General features: G+C 46.7%; 1 protein-coding gene. It reads right to left on the reverse strand.

Translation table 11 applies throughout. The features are described 5' to 3' along the window. The coding region (locus tag B9P78_RS09595) for an IS30 family transposase (RefSeq protein WP_094519188.1) at positions 1 to 766 on the reverse strand (766 nt) is incomplete at its 3' end. Positions 767 to 874: the final 108 nt, after the last annotated feature.

Consider the following 874-nt stretch of genomic DNA (forward strand, 5'->3'; position numbering starts at 1 on the left):
TAGCGCCAGCCCGTTCTCTTAGCTGTTGAACCGCTTGGTCCACCGATTCGGTGTCCTTCCCGTTCAACTTTAGGATGACTTCAAAGCGTGTCTGCCGTTCAGCCAGCGTCAGCAGCACGGCATCCGACTTGGTCTTGTTTCCCACTACCGTGTCGATTTCCCAATGACCGAACGTTTCCCGTGTTTCAACTTCTTTAGGGCGTTCTTCAATTGACGTCCCGAGAACACGCTTGTTGGGACGGTGTCCTGGGAGGACCGCTTTGATTTTACGGGACAGTTTTTCAAGCAAGTCCATGTTCTTTGTTCGCATGATTCCGCGGTCAATCCATTGATAGAGAGCGGTTGTGCCAGGAATGATGGCACAATCGAACAGCTCGTGTTTTCTGGCAAATCCGACCACGACGTCCGGCGACCATTTTTCATTTAACATTTTGTCATCTGCCCAATCAATGAAGGCATTTGTGTTCGCCCATTTGGGGCGTCTGCCACAGTTCAGTCGTTGCTTTTCATAGAAGGCCTGTCCTGCATCAGCGTCATAAACAGAATAGTAGGTGTCATACACTTTTCCATTTTGCGTTTGGCGTTTTAACTGGGTGATGGTTCCGCGATCAATCTCATTGTTTATGGTTTGCGGAACACGTCCCAGCACTTTGGCAACCTGACGGTTGGAATAGCCTTCCTTTTTCAAGATAGCGATTTGGCAACGTTCTGAGTAGGAAAGATGTTTTCCCTTGCGTGAAACTGTGTTATCATGGGTTTGCGTCATTTGAATTCATCCTTGTCTATTGAGAGTTGTGGTAACTTCAATATAACATGGAATTCACGTGGCGTTTTTTTTATTTTAAATGGCTAAGTTCATTATAAAATCCGCCTC

Origin of the sequence: Aerococcus sp. 1KP-2016 (genome assembly GCF_002252085.1) — a bacterium.
Taxonomy (GTDB): domain Bacteria; phylum Bacillota; class Bacilli; order Lactobacillales; family Aerococcaceae; genus Aerococcus.